Source organism: Streptomyces sp. NBC_01433 (assembly GCF_026340105.1).
Classification (GTDB): Bacteria; Actinomycetota; Actinomycetes; order Streptomycetales; family Streptomycetaceae; genus Streptomyces.
On record NZ_JAPEPM010000002.1, the window covers coordinates 1,914,176 to 1,930,103 of the forward strand.

Sequence of the window (15,928 nt, forward strand, 5' to 3'; positions counted from 1 at the left end):
CCCTTGTGCGACGAGTGGGGGATCTACGGCCGGCCCGGGTCCTGTGCCTTCTTGCGGACCACCGTCACTCCGTCGCCGATCGACAGGATGACCGCCTCCACGCGCGGGTCGGCGGCGACATGGGCGTTGAACGCGCGCATGGGCGCGCCCTCGCCCTCGGGGTCGTCGACCACGGTCGAGAACCACAGGACGTTGTCGACGAGGATCACCCCGCCCGGACGCATCCGCGGCACGAGCTCCTCGTAGTAGGCGGTGTAGTTCGCCTTGTCCGCGTCGATGAAGGCCAGGTCCCACTCGGGATCCGTCGGCAGCGAGCGCAGGGTGTCCAGCGCCGGCCCGAGCCGCAGTTCGATCCGGTCGGCGACGCCGGCTTCCTTCCACGCGTCCTGGGCGATGGCCGTCCACTCCTCGTTCACGTCACAGGTGAGGAGGTGACCGTCGGCCGGCAGCCCGCGGGCGATGCTGAGCGCCGAATAGCCGGTGAACGTGCCGACTTCAATGGCCTTGCGCGCGGACATCATTTGCGCGAGGAACGTGAAGAAGGTTCCCTGGGGAGTTCCGATCCGCATACGGGCCCGGTCGCCGACCGTAGTCGTGCGTTCCATCAGACCGAGCTGTGCGTCGTCGACCGGGAGGCTGTTCTCCACGATGTATTCGTGAAGTGCTTCGGATACCAATGTCGGTCTCATGGGGCGATCCTGGCAGTATCCGCACCAGGATCATCCCAGAATTTCTACAGGCATCAGGAATCATGGATTCCGACGCGCTTCGGCTGCCGGGATGTGATCCCAGCGCCGGATTTCCGGTTGCCGGAGGGCACAGAAAAGAAGGGGGCGACGGACAGGACCGCCCCCTTCTTCTCCCTCTTCCTACGCACTCAGCAATGCCAGGCGGCCACCTCGTCGGGCAGCGGCTCCAGTTCGGTGATCTCGCTGGGTTTGCGTTCCATGTACTCGGGGTTGCAGCCCTGGTAACCGAGGAGCTTCGCGATCGGGGCGAGGACCCCGAACAGCACGCGCTGGACCGGCCAGGCGGGCGAGGTGAAGCGCAGGACGTCCTCGAACTCCAGGGTGGTCACGGCCTGCTGGAGCAGACGGGGCATCCCGTCCGGCGTGGTCTTGCCGTCCTGCGCCAGCCCGAAGAGCTGACGCAGCACCAGCTTCTCGAACCGGTCGGCCCGTCCTATCAGTTCACATACGTGCCGGGACTCGTCCCCGCCGGCGTTCCACCAGCGGTGCTTGGCACCGGCGGGTATCAGGATGGTCTGTCCCGGCCGGTCCAGGACCACTTCCCGGCCGTCGACGGAGAACGCGACCCGCCCGCGGACCAGCGTGAACCGCTCCTCGCTCAGGGGGTGGACGTGCGCCCCGGACACGGCGCCGCCGGGCTGCACATACACATCCATGACGGTCCGCATCCCGCCGGTCTCCGCCGCGGGCGTACGGATCACCACACGCTCGCGGCACCGGGGGTTCTCGTAGACTTCTCCCTGGCTGACAGCCATCCTGGGCCTCCCTTTCATCGAGACGGGCGAACAGAGCGCCGCGCCTGCCGAAGTTCAGAGCCGTGTGCCGCCACTCGCGTCGATGACCTGGCCGGTGATCCACCGCGCCTCGTCGGTCGCGAGGTAGGAGATGACATCGGCGACGTCACCCGCCTGCCCCACCCTCCCCAGCGCCGACTGCTCGGAGACCTGCTGCTGTGCCTGGGCGTTGCCGCGCAGCCAATCCGCGTTGGCGTCGGTGTCCAGGGGGCCGGGAGAAACCGCGTTGACCGTGATACCCCGCCCGCCGAGCTCCTGTGCCAGGCCGAGCGTGAGCGTGTTCAGTGCGCCCTTGGTGAGGCCGTAGACGGCCGTTCCGGGGAAGGTCATACGCGTGACGGCAGACGACACATTAATGATGCGGGACCCATCGCGCAATCGTCCGAGCGCCTGTTGGATGAGAAAGAAGGGTGCTCTGATATTGACCGCCATCATGCGCTCGTAGTCGTCGGGTTTGGCCTCTTCCAGCGATCCGCGGACCAGGGTCGCCGCGTTGTTCACGAGAATGTCGACCCGCGCTTCACCGCCGTCCGTGTGCGAACCGATGGAGGCGTCGAATGCCTCCCAGAGTTCGGCCGGTCCGTCCGGCGAGGAGAATTCCGCCTGCACCGCGAAAGCCTTGCCTCCCGCGACGCGGATGGACTCGACGACCTCCCGGGCCGCCGCCCGGTCGGAGGCGTAGTGGACGGCCACCACGGCGCCGCGCGCAGCCAGCCGCTCAGCCGTCGCCCGGCCGATGCCCCGGCTGGCTCCGGTCACCACGGCCACTTTGCCCGTGAGCGCCGGCATCACGCACCGCTCTTCTCGGCGCGGGCCCTGCGCGCCAGGAACACCCACACGACCGCGGCCGCGAGGAGCAGGAAGAGCGCGTCGACGAGCACACCCGCCCGTACGCCGCCCAGGACGGCGTCGGTTGCCGAACCGGTCTTCTCCAGCGCCGATGTGCGGGCCGAGATCACCGCGCTGATCACCGGAATGCCCAGAGTGATGGCGATCTGCATGCTCATCGTCGTCAGACCGGTGGCGAGTCCCTGCTCCTCGTCGGGCAGCCCCGAGGTGGCGCTGACCATGTACGCCACGATGGCGTAGGCGTGGGCGAAGAACCCGACGGCGAGTCCGACGAAGACCAGGACCACGCCCATGTCGCTGTCGTTCAGTCCCAGCAGCACCGCGAAGCCGAGGGACTGGACGACCAGGGCGAGCGAGAGGACCGCCGGAGCCCCGAGCCGGGCCAGCAGCCTGGGCGCGATGGTCCCGGCCACGATGATCGCGATGCCGGGCAGGCCGATCGCCACGCCCGTCGTGAACGCGGAGAAGCCCAGCACCTTCTGCATGTACAGCGTCGCGGTGAAGGAGGTCGCCGTGGCCATGGCGATCGTGGCGAAGCCGCCGAAGTTGCCCCACAGCACGGAGCCGCGCTTCAGCACCCTCACCGGCGCGAGCGGGTTGTCGCTCTTCAGCTCGATGAACCAGAAGGAGACCAGGAGCACTGCGGCCACCGCGAGCCACACGTAGACGGAGGACGCGCCCCAGCCTTCGTGCCCGGCGGTGGTGATGCCGAAGACCAGCGCCAGCAGACCACCCGTGACGGTGATCGCGCCCGGCACGTCCAGGCGCGTGCGGGTGGCCGCCCGGCCCTCCGGAATGACGGTCAGCGTGCCGATGACGAGGAGCACGACCACCGGAACGTTGATCAGGAAGGACCAGCGCCAGCTCAGGCTCTCGGTCAGCACACCGCCCAGCAGCGCGCCCGCGCTGAACCCGGCGCCCACCAGCGCCCCGTTCAGCCCGAGCGCCTTCTGGCGCAACGGCCCCTCGGGGAACGTCGTGGTCATCAGCGACAGCGCCGACGGCACCGAGATGGCCGTGGCCACACCCTGGGCCACGCGCGCGGCCAGCAGGACCTCCGGGGAATTCGCCAGCCCGCCGACCAGGGAGGCGAGAGCCAGGAGCACGATCCCGACGAGGAACATCTTGCGCCGCCCCGCCAGGTCGGCGATCCGCCCGAACAGCAGCGTGAACCCGGCGGCGGGCAGGGCGAAGGCCGTGGTGATCCACTGCAGCGAGTCGAGCGAGAAACCCAGCGAATCCCCGATCACCGGCAGGGAGACGGTCAGGATGGAGAAATCGGCGGCGAGCATGAACTGGGCGCCCAACAGCACTGCCAAGGCCACTTTTTGACGGCTGGTCATGCCATCTTGCTCGGTCGCGGCCACGGCTGGTGCGCCGGCCCTCTCCTCCACGTCGGACATGGTCTTCCTTTCGATTCGTCTGCCATGCGCTGGCTTGCAGTGGGTGGAACACCGGCCGACGCCGGGCAGTTGCACGCGCGGTCCCGGCAGTTGCGTCCCGGCAGGTGCACCCGCGGTGGCGGAACCCGTCCGGTCCGGGTGAATCAGCGTGAATCCCCGCGGATCCCGGTGAACCCCCGCGGATCCCGGTGAATCCCGGCGGGTCCCGGTGAACCCCTGCGGATCCCGGTGAGCCCCCCGCGGATCCCGGTGGGCCCCGACGTATCGCTGCAACCCTCTGCGGCCCCGTGGTGTTCTGATGGGTGATGGATGACATGGCCGAGCAGGTGACAGCACGCCTGGCAGTGGATCTCGACGACGGCTTCACGGAGCTGGTGCGGGTCCACGCCACGGCGGTCCGCGCGTTCCTGCTCCGGGTGACCGGATCCGCCACCGAGGCGGACGACCTGGGGCAGGACACCTTCCTGCGCGCCTATACGGCGCTGCAGGGCTATTCGCCGCAACGCCGCCGCGAATTGCGGCCGCGTGCCTGGCTGATGACCATCGCGGCCAACGCCTGGCGCAACCACGTCCGTTCCGGCGTGCGCCGCCCGGTGTCGGCCACCCCGGTCGAGGACGTCTGCCAGGCCTGGCCCGACCGTAGCCCCGGTCCCGACGAACGTGCCGACACGGCCTTCGACAGACACCGGCTCGTGTCGGCGCTGACGGAGTTACCGGAGAATCCGAGGGTCGCCGTCGTGCTCCGGCACATCGTCGGCCTGAGTTACCAGGAAATCGCCGAAGCGCAGGGCTGCCCGGTAGGAACGGTCAAAGCACAGGTGTCCCGTGGTATCGGTAGCCTGCGTCAGCTGATGGCCACCGAGGACCCGCCCCCGAGGGAGGTGTCGAAGTGACGACGAACGACGAGGGCGCTGCCTCCCCGCAGCACGACCTGGAGAGCGCGCTGGCCGCCCTCACCACCTCAGCACCGGTGGACTACGGGCTGCGGGTGCTGAGGCATGTGGGTATCTCCGTCGAACGCTACGACAGATACGTACGGCTGGAGACGGGAGCCGGAGGGCTCTACGTGGCCTTCAGCCCACACGCGGTCACCGGCGCCATGATGGAGACCATGGTCGTCAGCACCGAGATGTTCGAAGAGATCCACTGGTCCCGGACCCGTCGTACGGCCATCCGCTCGGACACCGCCCTGCCGGGGCTGCGTCCCGCGGTGCGCACCGGCCGGGCCAAGTCCCTCCCCATCGACCTGGGTTCCGTGGACGAGGAGCACCGCGCGGTGCTGGAAGCCGTGCGCACCGTTCCCAAGGGGCAGCTGCGTCCGGTCAGCTGGGTCGCCAGGGAGGCCGGGGTGGGGCCCCGGCCCGAGGCCGTCACCCGGGCACTCGCCGCCAACCCGGTGACCCTGCTGATCCCCTCCCATCGGATCACCGACGAGCACGGCTCGCCGTGCGACGTCTCCTACCCGCCCAGCACGGGCCGGGCGCTGCGGGCCGCCGAGCACATCGACATGGAGCGGCTGGCCGGCCTGTCGCAGGAGGGAGCCGTCTTCCTGGGCAGCCGGACCACCCATGTCTACTGCCATCCCACCTGCGCCCACGCCCGCCGGATCACCCCGCGGCATCAACAGCCCTTCCCCAGCGCCTCGGCAGCCCGCCGAGCGGGCTACCGGGCGTGCCGTAGCTGTCGCCCCCTCGCCGTCTGAGGGATCCGGAGGACCGGTCCGACACCGGCCGAGTGCCCCGGCCGGCCTGGATGCAACCCTTCACCGCGCCGCGGTGTTTCTCAGTGGGGCACAGTCCTGACAACGAGTGGGGAGTGAGCACGCCATGCGTCATGCATCCGGTGGTGAGCCCGACTGGTGGGGAGCGGAACTGCTCGCGCGGCACCCCTCCCGGGCCGTCTGGGCCGAAGGCGACCACGCGGTGACCTACGGACTTCTGCGTACCCAGGCGAGCAGGCTCAGAGGGTTGTTCGCCGCGCACGGCATCCGTTCCGGCACCACCGTCGCGCTCCAGGGCACGCCCAGCTTCTCGCAACTGCGGTCGACACTGGCCCTGTGGTCGCTGGGCGCCCAGGTGATGCTGATCGGGCAGGAGATACGCGGCATCGAGCTGGCCCGGCTGCTGGACAGCCGACGTCCGCAGTACCACGTCACCTTCAGCGGGAACGGCCACGGTCGCCGGGCCTTCCACGACGAGTGCGAGATCCTCGTGCGCCGTATGCGCCGCGGGCTCCCCGCCGCGCAGGACCACTGCCTCGTCCACTTCACCTCGGGAAGCACCGGCTTCGCCAAGGCCGTGGGCCGCACGGGCCCTTCGCTGCTGGCCGAGCTCGATGTCTTCCGGCGCGTCCACGGAATGCCGGGGGCGGGAGCACGGGTCCTCGTGCTCGGACCGGTCACGCACTCCTTCAGCCTGGTCGGTGGGCTGCTGCACAACATGGACGTGGGCGCCGTGACCGTCTTCGCTCCCCGCTCGGCCCGCCCCGCCGTCCTGCGCACCGCCATCCGGTCGGGCGCCGACACGATCCTCGGCACGACCGCCCACTTCACGGAACTCGCCCTGGGCGACCGCCCGGTGCGGGTGCCGGGGCTCCGCCGCGCCGTGTCGGGCGGTGACCGGCTGGCGGACCGGGTGTACGCCCGGTTCGCCGATCGCTACGGCGTGCGCATCGGGCAGGCGTACGGCACCACGGAGTCCGGGATCGTCGCGGCCGACCCCACCGGTTGGTACGGCCCCGGATCGGTGGGCCCGGTCGTCCCCGGGCGACGGGTGCGGCTCATCGGAGAGGAGTTGCAGGTACGTCTGGAGCACACCCCCTACCTCTCCGAGGAGCCGCCTCCCGCCCGCTTCGTGGCCGACGGGCCGCCGGACGGTCCCGGCTGGCTCTGCACCCGGGACCGGGCCGCCTTCGACCCGGCCGGAGGCGCGCTGCGCATCCTCGGCCGGATCGATCCCGCCGCCGACCGCGGTGACCGGGCGCAGGGTCTCGATCGCCTGCTGCTCGCGGACCGCACGGCCGGCCGGGCGCTGACCCGCAGCGGGCGGCCCAGGAGCTGACGCCCTGCCGCCGCGCCCGCGCCTGCGCCGGCACCGCCCGCACGACACGCAGGGCCTCGCGTCCGGATCCGGCCCGATCCGAACGAAAGGCCCTGGTCCGACCGACGGGACAGCCCTCAGCGCACCACCGGTGTCATCATGCCGGTCGGCGGGTGCGGTGCCGTGCGGTCTGTGTCGGTGTCCGTGTCCGTGGCATTGAGGATGCGTTGCTGGAGCCGCTGCACCGGAGCACCGGGCTCGATGCCGAGTTCCGCCACCAGGTTGAACCGCAGCCGGTTGAACACCTCCAGCGCCTGGGCCCTGGCGCCGATGATGTCCAGCACCCGCATGTACTGCAGGTGCAGGCCCTCGTGCAGGGGGTGTTCGGACACCGAGACCGACAGATCGGACAGCGCCTCGTGATAGTGCCCCAGGCTGATGCGGTTGGCGCAGAGGGTCTCCACAACGCCGAGCCGGGATTCCTCCAGGTGACGCCGCTGAGCCTCCAGCGAGGGGCCGGTGACGGTGTCGACGAGGGCGGATCCCCTCCACAGGGCGAGGGCCCGCGAGAAGGTCTCGACGCCCTCTCCGACGGAACCGGTCCGCGCGATGGTCCGGCCGTGCTCGGCCAGCTCCAGATAGCGGCGGTGGTCGAACCGGGCGACGGAGTCGCTGAACATGTATCCGCCGGGCCGGGTGAGGAGCAGCTCCTGGCCCACCACGCGCAACGGCATGCCCGTGATGTGTGTCAGTACCTTCCGCGACTGGAAGACATACGTCTGGATGTTGCGCAGGGCGCTGGCGGGCGGGAAGCCGTTCCACACCTCCCGCACCAGGGAGGACACCGGGATGAGCCGGCCGGCGTTCGCCACGAGCAGGGCGAGGACGGTGCGGGGCTTCGGAGCCAGTTCGACGCTCTCGGGGGGATCGCCGGCAGACACCAGGAGGGGGCCTAATATTCCGATGTCCATGAAGACTCCAGGGCGGGCCGTCGCAAGGCGGGGTTAGCGGCTGAGGCCGTGCGGCGGGCGCGGCACGGCCACGGAATCGACGAGGGCCGGAACCGGGGCCTCGCGAAGAATCGAGGCCCCGGCCCGTGTGGGAGACGTGCCGGGGGTGTCCGGCCCCGCTCCTGCGGATATCCCTCAGCCCAGTTCGAGGGTGGTGGTGGCGAACACCCGCTCTTCGGCGGTCTCGGGTACCGGCCCGGTGTACATGCGCACCGTGTGGAACCGCGCCTCCAGGCCCCGGGACGCCAGCAGGTCGGCCGACGCGGTGTGGGTGCCCGGGATGTCGAGGGACACCTCCTCGTCCGGGCCGAGATGGCTGACCAGGCTGTCGAACAACGCGGCGGCGTCCTGCGGGGTATCCGCGAAGAGCGGTCCGATGCGGTGGCCGCGACCGGCCGGACGGATCACTCCGTACCCGGCGACGGCGCCGTCGCGCAGCCGGGCGCGGGCGGTCCGGCCCGGGGAGGTGAGCCACCGGGCGACGAATCCGCTCCGGTCGGCGGGGAAGCAGCCGCGGTCGTACGCGGCCAGGGCCTCGGTGTGCTCGGGGGTGACCCGTACGGTCCCCGGGACGAGTCCGGCCGGCCGTGCCGGACGCCCGGCGTAGTGCACGGTGTCATGCACCGCCTTGAACCCGTGCGTCTCGTAGTTGGCCTGCTGGGCGGGCATCGCGTCCAGGCCGACCGTGCGGTTCCCGGCGTGCGGGAAGGCCGCGTTCCAGGTCGCCAGGCCGTGGCCCCGGCCGCGGAATTCCGGGTCGGTCAGGTAGTGGCCGAGGACGGCGTACCGGTCGGAGTAGTTGACGATGGAGACGGCCGCGACGGGCCGTCCGTCGAGACGGCCGATGAAGAAGCCGGCGGGGTCGGTGGGGTGGAAGCAGGCCACGTCGCCGTTGCCGACGTTCCAGCCCTCCCCGTCCGCCCATTCCGCCACCCGGTACCAGTCCTCCAGGGTGGCGGTGGAAACGGTGAGTTCGTCATGGGGGTTCATGAAGCGGTGGTCCCTTCTGGTCCGACTGGGCTCTACTGGGCCGGGCTGGATGCGCGGAAGTGGGCGGGGAGCGGTGCTCACAGGCCGAGGGAACGCCCGATCATCTCCTTCATGATCTCGGTGGTGCCGCCGTAGATCGTCTGGACCCGGCTGTTGGCCCACTCCCGGGAGATCGGGCTCTCCTTCAGGTAGCCGTAGCCACCGTGCAGTTGGAGCGCCCGGTTGGATATCTCCACCTGGAGTTCCGTGGTCCACCACTTGGCCTTCGCCGCGTCGGTGGCCGACAGCCGGCCCGCGTTGAGCCGGCTGACGCAGTGGTCGAGGAAGACGCGGGCGATGGTGACCTCGGTGTCCATCGTCGCCAGCTGGAACCGGTTGTGCTGGAAGCTTCCGATGGCCTGCCCGAACGCCTGCCGCCGCCGCGCGTACTCCAGGGCGTCCTCCAGCATCCGTTCGCAGGCGGCGACCGCGACCGTGGCGATGCTCAGCCGTTCGCGCGGCAGACCGGTCATGAGGTAGGCCATGCCGGCGTTCTCCTTGCCGACCAGGTTGCCCGCGGGAATGCGGCACTCGTCGAAGAACAGCTCGCAGGTGTCGCTGGCGCTCCAGCCGAGCTTCTCCAGCCGGCGCCCCCGGGCGAAGCCGGTGGCACCCCGCTCCACGACGAACAGGCTCAGGCCCTGCCCGCCGCGCTGCGGAGCGGTGCGCGCCGCCACCAGGACGACGTCGGCGTTCTCGCCGTTGGTGATGAAGGTCTTCTGGCCGTTCAGGACGTAGTGGTCCCCGTCCCGGACGGCCGTGGTGCGGATGTCGGCCACATTGGATCCGGCATCCGGTTCGCTGATCGCGATGGCCGCGACGAGTTCGCCGGAGCACAGTCCGGGCAGCCAGCGCCGACGCTGCTCCGGTGTCGTCCGGCCGGCGATGTAGGAGGCCACCACGTCGTTGTGGGCCACGAAGCCGGGCACGGTGACCCTGGCCCTGATGAGCTCCTCCGCGAAGACGGCCGGGTAGCGGAAGTCGGGTTCGCCCCCGCCGCCGTACTCGGTCGGCGCGTCCATGCCGAGGAGTCCGGCGGCGCCGGCCTTCCGCCACAGGCCGCGGTCGACGATCCCTTCCTTCTCCCACCGGTCGTGGTACGGGACGGCCTCGCGCTCCAGGAACGTACGGACCATCTTCCGGAAGTCCTCGTGCTCCGCACCGTAGTGCGGCGTCACCTCGGGCCGCTCGCGCATGTCAGCGATTCCCCTTTCCGGTCCGGTCGCCCATCGGGGGTCCGGGCCGTGCCTTCGGCTGCCAGAGCGAGGACCCGCTCCGGTTCGAGCACCGCCGCGAAGTGGCCGCCGGGGATCTCGACGCGGTGACTGGGTGCGGTGCTGTGCTCCGCCCATCCGGCCATCTGACCGGGTGTCACATGGGGGTCGTCCCGCGCGGCGACCAGGACCAGCGGGTGGTCGACGCGCAGGGTGGACGTCTCCCGGCCGAACTGGCACCGGATCTCCTCGTCCTCGCGCATCATCCGGACCAGGAGCCGCGTCATCGTGCTGTTGGACAGCAGTGCGGACGCCGTGCCGCCGTCGGCGACCATCTTGGCCAGCAGCGCGTCGTCGTCGAGGTCGCCGATGACGGTGTCCGGCTGGAGCCGGGGCGGCAGCGCCGCCGACAGCACGGACCGCTCGGGCGGCTCGCCGAGTGTCCGCGCGACCGCCGCGCCCACCGACAGGCTGAGCGTCGCGCCGAAGCTGTGGCCGAAGGTGGCCCAGCGCAGTCCCGGCCGCTCCTGGCGGGCCGCCAGCAGATCGGCCGCCACCTGGCCGGCCATGGCGGCGACCAGCTCCGGGTAGTGGGTGACGCGGGCGTCCCGGGCCCGGGGCCCGCGCCCCGGCTGGTCGACGCCCACGATCTCCAGGGGCACGCCCTGGGGCGCCCGCCATCCCCGGTACACCAGCGAACTGGCGCCGGCGTGCGGGAAGCAGTAGAGCCGGACCGGGGCCTTCGGCGGCGGTGTCGCGCGGCTCATGCCCGTACTCCTTCCGTGAACGCGGCGACGATGTCGTCGCCGATGCGGTCGGCGAGCATCAGCGTGGTCAGATTGGTCGGGACGCTCGGCACCGACGGGAAGACGGACGCGTCGACCACCCGCAGCCCTTCGACGCCATGGACCCGGCCGCGCTGGTCGACCACGGACATCCGGTCGGACGGCGGTCCCATGCGGGCCGAACCGACCGCGTGCCAGCCGGGGTTCATGATGTTGCGCACCGCGTTGCGGAGCACGACCTCGTTGCCGATCATCCGGTCGGTCCAGAACTGCGTCCGCTCCAGCCGCTCGGCGATACCGGGCGCCCCCAGGATGCCCCAGGCCTTGCGCACACCGTGCATGAGCCGGTCCACGTCCCTCTCGACCGTGCCCATGCCCAGCTCGATGACGGGCGGGGTGTCCGGGTCGGCGCTCTCGGCGAAGACCCGGCCCCGTGACTCCGGGCGCATCAGCATGACCGACAGGCCCACCGCCATCGGCGAGCCGAGCCGGTCGACGAACCCGGGGATCGTCGTGGACTCCACGTTGTTCAGCAGCCCCACCTGGACGTCGACGTCGTCGTCGTACCCGCTGGACATCCGCGCCGCGATCTGCCGCCACGGCATACCGGGCTTGCACACGCCCGGCTCGGGCAGGGACCAGATGACCACCGAGGGGTGGTCGGCGAGGTTCTCGCCCACTCCGGGCAGATCGACGACCGGGGGAACACCGAGGGCGGCCATCAGCCGGGCGTCGCCGACGCCCGAACGCTGGAGGACGACCGGTGTGCCGACCGCGCCCGCGCACAGGATCACGTTCCGGGCCCGCACCGTGGACCGGTGGCCGTCCTTCCCCACCAGCTCCGCTCCGACGGCGCGCCGGCCCTCGAAGAGCACCCGGGTCACCCGGCAGCCGGTCCGCAGTTCCAGTTCGGGCAGTTTCCGCACGTCGGTGAGGTACGCGGTCGCCGCGTCGACCCGCTCGCCGTCGACGGCGTTGGCCGGCACCGGACCGACTCCGCGCTCGCCGCCGCCGTTCAGATCGGGCAGGTCCTCGACGCCCATCCGCAGGCACGCGTCACGGAACGCGACCTCCAGCTCATGCAGGTTCGCGGGGCCGGGCCGGCGTACCGGAATCGCGCCGCGGTCGCCGTGCGCCGCGTCGCCGGGGAAGTCCGCGTCGCTCTCGATCCGGCGGTAGTACGGCAGGACCTGCTCCCAGGTCCAGTCCGGGTTGCCGAGCGCCGCCCAGGCGTCGAAGTCCCTGCGCAACGGGCGCATCGCGATCGCCCCGTTCACCGCGGACGACCCTCCGACGACCTTGCCCAGCTGGTAGGGGAACCGGGTCCACAGGGCGCGGGTCCGCCGCTCCCCTCCGCTGGATCCGGACGCGCCGTCGGCGCCCACCAGTTCGTCCCACCGGGTGCTGGAGCGGAGGTTGGCCCGGTGGTCCCAGTTGAAGCCTTCCAGGATGAGGCGGTTCGCGTCCCGGAGGGGGTTGGTCTCCGCTCCCCCTTCCGGCTGGTCGTCGCCCGCCTCCACCAGCAGCACCCGCGCCCCGGCGGCGGCCAGCCGCGCGGCCGTGACGGATCCCGCCGAGCCCGCGCCGACCACCAGATGGTCCCAGTCGGTGCCGCCGGTCGCGTCCGCGGGGCCGTGTGCCGTGCCGCTCACGCGGTCGCCGCCTGGAACGGGAGGACCATCTCGGTGAAGTCCGCGATCGTCGCGTTCATGAACAGCCCCTCGATGACCTGCTGTTCGGTGTCCTCATCGATGCCGAAGTCGGCGCGCAGCCGGGCGATGATCCTCACGGCGTGCAGCGAGTCGCCGCCCATGTCGAAGAAGCCGTCCTCCACGCCGAACTCGCTGTGCCCCAGCAGCTCCGCCCACAGCGCGAAGAGCCGCTCCTCGATGGCGCTGCGCGGCGCGGTCCGCCCCTGGGTCTCGTCACCGTCGCTCCAGGGCAGCGCCAGCGCGTCCCGGTCGATCTTCCCGTTCGCGGTCAGCGGCAGTGCGTCGCGGGTGAGGTAGTGCGAGGGCACCATGTAGCCCGGCAGCACCTCCTCCATCGCGGTGCGCAGGGCGACAGGTTCGAGCACCGCCGCGTCGTCGCCGACGAGGTGGGCGGTCAACTGCCGCTGTCCGGTACGGGGGTGGGCCGGGGCGGTGACCATGACCTGCCGCATGCCCGGCAGCCGGCCCAGGGCGGCCTCGATCTCGCCGAGTTCGACGCGATAGCCGTTGATCTTCACCTGGAAGTCCTCGCGGCCGAGGATCTCGATGTCCCCGCCCGGCAGGTACCGGCCGAGGTCGCCGGTCCGGTAGAGCGGTTCGCCGGTCACCGGGTGCTCGATGAACCGCTCGGCCGTGCGCACCGGGTCGCTCCAGTAGCCCTGGGCCACGCCGATGCCGCCGATGTAGATGTCGCCCGTCACTCCCCTCGGGGACGGCTCCATCCAGGCGTTGAGGACGTGCAGGGTCTGGTTGGCCAGCGGTTTGCCGTACGGGATGCTCGTCCAGTCGGCCGGGACCTCCCCGATCGGATAGCACACCGACCAGATGGAGCCCTCGGTCGCCCCGCCCAGGCTGATCGTCCGCATGCCCGGGACGCGCCGGCTGATCTGGCCGGGCAGCGCGACGGGGATCCAGTCGCCGCTCAGCAGAGCCAGCCGCAGACTTCGACCGTGTCCGGCGCCGTCCCGCTCGGCGGAGTCCGCGAGGGACTCGGTCCACAGCCGCATCGGCGCGGGCACGCTGTTCCAGACGGTGACCCCGTGCCGGTCCAGCAGCTCCGTCCAGTGGGCGACGTCGTTGCCGCGTCCGGCGGAGGGGACGACCACGCATCCGCCCGCGCCCAGGATGCCGAAGAAGTCGTAGACGGAGAGGTCGAACCCGGCCGGGGCGAGGGCCAGGACCCGGTCCCGCTCGGTCACCTCGAAGCGCGCGTTGATGTCCTGCACGGTGTTCGCGGCACTGCGGTGCGAGATCATCACCCCCTTCGGCTCGCCCGTGGACCCGGACGTGAAGATCACGTACGCGAGATCGTCCACGCCCTGCCGGCTCTCCAGCGATCCGGTGCCGCACCGCAGCGTGGCCGGGTCCTCGGGGGTGATGACCTGGATGCCCTCGGGCCACGTGAGGGATTCACCCAGTTCCGCTTCCGTGACGACGGCCTTGGCCCGACATCGGTGCAGCAGGGAGTGGCGGCGCTCGTCGGGCAGCTCCGGGTCGATGGCGACGTACGCGGCGCCCGCGTGCAGGACGCCCAGCAGGGCGGCGATCTGCGCGGCGCCCGGCCGCATGGAGACGGCCACGAGCGTGTTCGGCTCCGCGCAGCCCTCCGAGCGCAGCCGGCGGGCGATCCGGTGCGCGTTCTCCTGGAGCGTCCGGTAGGTGACCTCGGTCCCGTCGGCGATCACGGCGACGGCGTCGGGGCGGCGGAGGGCGGCTTCGTGCACCAGTTCGTGGAGGCGGCGCGGCGGGATGTCGGCGGTGGTCGCGTTGGCCGCCCGGCGCTCGGCGAGCTCGGCCGTCGGCAGCGGCACGGCGCCGCCGGTGCTGTCCCAGAGCGTCTCGTCGTCGGTCAGCCGGTCCAGGAGGGTCCGGTAGGCGTGGAACATGGCGTCGAGCGTGTCGTCGGCGAACAGCCCGTCGACCGCGTTCCAGTTGACGGTGAGGGCGCCGTCCTCCTCGAAGACCTGGTTCTCCAGCCATACCTGGGGGGTCTGGCTCGCGCCGTGCGCCAGCTCGCCGAAGGCGCTCAGCGGGTCGCCCTTGGCGTCGTCCTCGCCGCCGTCGACGGTGCTGGTGAAGACCACCGGCATGGACACGTTGCGCCCGTCGCCCTGGCGGCGGGTCAGTTCGCGCAGGACCCGCACTCCCCCGTACGCGGAGTGCGCGAGGTCGGCGAGCAGTCGGCTCTGCAACCGGGCGGCCCGCCGGCCGAACGTCTCGTCGGACCGGCCGTCGACGGTGAGCAGGTTCGGGGAGAGGAAGTTGCCCACGATGCCGTCGGCCTGCGGGTGCAGCGGCAACCGGTTGAGCAGGGTGAGCGTGAGGGTGAACTCCTGGCGCCGCGACCAGGTGCGCAACACCTCGCCGTAGGCGGCGAGCAGCAGGTTCGAGGGGGTGAGGCCGTGCCGGCGGGCGGTGGCGGACAGGGCGGCCCAGCGGTCCTGGGGCAGGACGGCGCGGCGCCGGACGAAGGAGGGCCGGCCGATCTGCTCGGGGGCGACGGCCAGCGGCAGGTCGGGGGCCGGGGGGAGCTCGTCGAGGCGCGCTGTCCAGTACTCGGCGGCGCGGCGGCCGACCGGGCCGTCGCGGAGCTCGTTCTCGGCGAGGACGTGATCGCGGAAGGTGTATCCGAGCGGGACCGGGGACCAGGCGGGGTCATCGTAGAAGCGCCGCCACTCCGCGAGCACGAGCAGGAGGCTGCGGACGTCGACGAAGAGCAGGTCGACGCTGATGTGCAGACGGGTGCGGTTTCCGGGCAGATGCGTGGCCCGGATGTCGAACAGCGGCCAGCGGTCGCCGGGCAGTACCTGGTCCTCCAGCTCGGCGCGGATACGTTCCAGTGCCCCGGCCCGTTCCGCCTCGGACGCCATGCGCAGGTCGGTGGCGGCTATCTCGTACGGAGGTGTCTCGTCGAGGACCCGCTGGTCGCCGTCGGCACCGGTCACCGCGCGGAGCATGTCGTGGCGTTCCACGACCCTGCCGAGGGCGGCGGTGAGGCGCGGGACGTCCAGGGCGGGTCCGTCGAACTCGAAGAGGTAGTGGCTGGAGACCCCGCCGAGCTCCAGGCCCTTGTGACGGCCGATCAGGTATCCCTGCTGGATGTCGGTCAGCGGGAACGCCTCGTGGCGGTCCTTCGGACGCGGTTCGGCGCGGGGCAGGTCCCGCGGGTGGGGCCGGCCTCCGGCCAGCGAGTTCAGGCGGTCGTGGTGAGCGGCGATCCCGTCGCGCAGATGCGGGGGCAGGGCGCCGTCCGGAGCGTCGGTGCTGATCCGTTCTCCGTCGAAGCGGAGGTTGACACGACGATTCAGCAACTCGGCTACAAGGTCTTCCATGAATTCCACGCCT

13 protein-coding genes are annotated in these 15,928 nt (G+C 71.3%); 3 read left to right on the forward strand and 10 right to left on the reverse strand.

Features of this window, described 5'->3' with window-relative positions:
• Positions 1 to 23: 23 nt before the first annotated feature.
• The 4 genes from OG413_RS35925 to OG413_RS35940 form a co-directional block, all read right to left on the reverse strand.
• Positions 24 to 689: an O-methyltransferase gene (locus OG413_RS35925; protein WP_266812824.1), complete on the reverse strand. Its 666-nt coding sequence runs from the start codon at positions 687 to 689 to the stop codon at positions 24 to 26.
• Between the two features lie 188 nt (positions 690 to 877).
• Positions 878 to 1,504: a cupin domain-containing protein gene (locus OG413_RS35930; RefSeq protein WP_266812825.1), complete on the reverse strand. Its 627-nt coding sequence runs from the start codon at positions 1,502 to 1,504 to the stop codon at positions 878 to 880.
• Between the two features lie 54 nt (positions 1,505 to 1,558).
• Positions 1,559 to 2,332: an SDR family oxidoreductase gene (locus OG413_RS35935; protein WP_266812826.1), complete on the reverse strand. Its 774-nt coding sequence runs from the start codon at positions 2,330 to 2,332 to the stop codon at positions 1,559 to 1,561.
• Complete coding sequence (locus OG413_RS35940) at positions 2,332 to 3,795, reverse strand: MFS transporter (RefSeq protein WP_266812828.1); 1,464 nt, start codon at positions 3,793 to 3,795, stop codon at positions 2,332 to 2,334. Before OG413_RS35940 ends, OG413_RS35935 begins: the two co-directional genes overlap by 1 nt.
• A gap of 314 nt (positions 3,796 to 4,109) precedes the next feature.
• Here OG413_RS35940 and OG413_RS35945 point away from each other — a divergent pair, with 314 nt between their 5' ends.
• From OG413_RS35945 to OG413_RS35955, 3 genes are all read left to right on the forward strand, one after another.
• Complete coding sequence (locus OG413_RS35945; protein WP_266812830.1) at positions 4,110 to 4,688, forward strand: RNA polymerase sigma factor; 579 nt, start codon at positions 4,110 to 4,112, stop codon at positions 4,686 to 4,688.
• Positions 4,685 to 5,497 (forward strand): MGMT family protein, encoded by an 813-nt coding sequence (locus OG413_RS35950; protein ID WP_266812832.1) that lies wholly within the window; start codon positions 4,685 to 4,687, stop codon positions 5,495 to 5,497. The genes OG413_RS35945 and OG413_RS35950 overlap by 4 nt, the downstream gene beginning before the upstream one ends.
• Before the next feature lie 124 nt (positions 5,498 to 5,621).
• On the forward strand, positions 5,622 to 6,854 hold the full coding sequence (locus tag OG413_RS35955; protein ID WP_266812833.1) for an AMP-binding protein: 1,233 nt from the start codon (positions 5,622 to 5,624) through the stop codon (positions 6,852 to 6,854).
• 116 nt (positions 6,855 to 6,970) lie between these two features.
• Here OG413_RS35955 and OG413_RS35960 read toward each other — a convergent pair whose 3' ends face one another.
• The 6 genes from OG413_RS35960 to OG413_RS35985 form a co-directional block, all read right to left on the reverse strand.
• Positions 6,971 to 7,804 (reverse strand): AfsR/SARP family transcriptional regulator, encoded by an 834-nt coding sequence (locus OG413_RS35960; RefSeq protein ID WP_266812834.1) that lies wholly within the window; start codon positions 7,802 to 7,804, stop codon positions 6,971 to 6,973.
• A 174-nt stretch (positions 7,805 to 7,978) separates the two neighbouring features.
• Complete coding sequence (locus OG413_RS35965) at positions 7,979 to 8,833, reverse strand: GNAT family N-acetyltransferase (protein ID WP_266812835.1); 855 nt, start codon at positions 8,831 to 8,833, stop codon at positions 7,979 to 7,981.
• 77 nt (positions 8,834 to 8,910) lie between these two features.
• Positions 8,911 to 10,068 (reverse strand): acyl-CoA dehydrogenase family protein, encoded by a 1,158-nt coding sequence (locus tag OG413_RS35970; protein WP_266812837.1) that lies wholly within the window; start codon positions 10,066 to 10,068, stop codon positions 8,911 to 8,913.
• A complete protein-coding gene (locus OG413_RS35975) occupies positions 10,047 to 10,853 on the reverse strand; it encodes a thioesterase II family protein (protein WP_266812838.1) in 807 nt (268 codons plus the stop codon). Before OG413_RS35975 ends, OG413_RS35970 begins: the two co-directional genes overlap by 22 nt.
• Positions 10,850 to 12,523 carry a GMC family oxidoreductase gene (locus tag OG413_RS35980; protein WP_266812839.1) on the reverse strand — a complete coding sequence of 558 codons (1,674 nt, stop codon included), beginning with the start codon at positions 12,521 to 12,523 and terminating at the stop codon, positions 10,850 to 10,852. Before OG413_RS35980 ends, OG413_RS35975 begins: the two co-directional genes overlap by 4 nt.
• Positions 12,520 to 15,915 carry an amino acid adenylation domain-containing protein gene (locus OG413_RS35985; RefSeq protein WP_266812840.1) on the reverse strand — a complete coding sequence of 1,132 codons (3,396 nt, stop codon included), beginning with the start codon at positions 15,913 to 15,915 and terminating at the stop codon, positions 12,520 to 12,522. The genes OG413_RS35980 and OG413_RS35985 overlap by 4 nt, the downstream gene beginning before the upstream one ends.
• Positions 15,916 to 15,928: the final 13 nt, after the last annotated feature.